The organism is Lacticaseibacillus manihotivorans DSM 13343 = JCM 12514 (genome assembly GCF_001435035.1).
Lineage (GTDB): Bacteria > Bacillota > Bacilli > Lactobacillales > Lactobacillaceae > Lacticaseibacillus > Lacticaseibacillus manihotivorans.
Genome location: NZ_AZEU01000021.1, coordinates 1 through 1,244, shown reverse-complemented (window position 1 = coordinate 1,244; position 1,244 = coordinate 1). Strand labels below are relative to the sequence as shown.

The following is a 1,244-nucleotide window of genomic DNA, read 5'->3' as shown; positions in this document are numbered from 1 at the left end:
CAAAATAATCCGGCGGAATTTGCCTCTTTTCCGCCGATTTTTTTTGCGCTTTGACGATTTCTCAATTCCAATCCTGCATTATATTCCGGCCACTGTTTCTTCCCACAGAAATAGGCCGGCAGATGCCGACCTTCTCACTGTTTTATCCTAGTGCAACCTCTGCGCTAGCTTTGTGAACGACTTCGTTTCCGATTTGTTGGGTTTCTTCTTGAGCCCCGATAATCAAACACTTTGTGATCATTTGATCCAATCGTCGGATACTTCCACCGGTTGCTGAATAAATCGTCTTCAGTGCGTCCTCATTGATCACCTCATCTAAGATCCCGGCGGTTTTTAGCTTCTCACGGACATAGTCGTGGACTTCGACGTACTCAAGCCCCATGACCTGATACTTCACAGTGATTCGTTGACGAAATGCCTCAAATTGTGGTCGTTGAAGCATTTGAGTCAGCTGCGGCAATCCAGCTAGGATTACGATACACTTATTTTCAGCGTCCATGCCAAAATTCGTAAGCAGTACAAGCTCATTGTAAATCAAGCCACTCAGGTACTGTGCCTCATCCAAGATAAATACCGGTGTGACATGTTCGACATCATACAATTCAAGAATCCGTTCCTGAATTTGGCGAAACTTTGCTGATTTTCGAAAGGCTGGTTCAATGCCGATCGAAACGGCAAGTTGATTGTAGAAATCACTGACACTGACAGTGCTCAGTGGCAGGTAAACGACCCGATATTGATTCGTATTCAAGCGGCGCGCATACTCTCGCAAAATCACCGTCTTGCCAGCGCCTGGTCGTCCAGTAACTAAGCCAATGCCTAGCACATCCGTCAAATACTTTAATCGAACATTCAATTCCTTGTAGTCGACTGTTTCGATCACCTTCGGTGCGGTCTTATCAAACGGATTATGCGTCATGCCATAGTAAACCAAATAGTCCATCCGCTAATCCTCCGCCATTCGTACTTGCTCACGTTTTATGTGCGCATTGTCCACTTTGTTAACGGGATGGATCTCGCTGAGAGTTTCTTCCCATTCAAGGTAAACCTTGGACAAATCCGGTTGGTAACGTACTGTTACCGACGCACCAATTGTTGCACGCCCAGTTTCATATTGCTTCCCAGCTAATTTGATAGTGCCATCATTAGCGACCTTGCGGACGTCTCGATGTAAAAATGCAGTATCCAATACTGTTGTCGGCACTTTATGAATTGCGTCTGGTTCTTCACAGAAGCGATCCATT

2 protein-coding genes are annotated in these 1,244 nt (G+C 45.6%); both read right to left on the bottom strand.

The window, feature by feature from the left end:
* Positions 1-142: 142 nt before the first annotated feature.
* Positions 143-943 (bottom strand): ExeA family protein, encoded by an 801-nt coding sequence (locus FD01_RS01440; RefSeq protein ID WP_054720144.1) that lies wholly within the window; start codon positions 941-943, stop codon positions 143-145.
* A gap of 3 nt (positions 944-946) precedes the next feature.
* Positions 947-1,244, bottom strand: a 298-nt coding sequence (locus FD01_RS01435; protein ID WP_082611644.1) for a Mu transposase C-terminal domain-containing protein, incomplete at its 5' end; no start/stop codon positions are given.

Coding starts and splice junctions, on each gene's coding strand:
- FD01_RS01440 (WP_054720144.1), bottom strand. CDS start 943: ATGGACTATTTGGTTTACTATGGCATGACGCATAATCCGTTTGATAAG.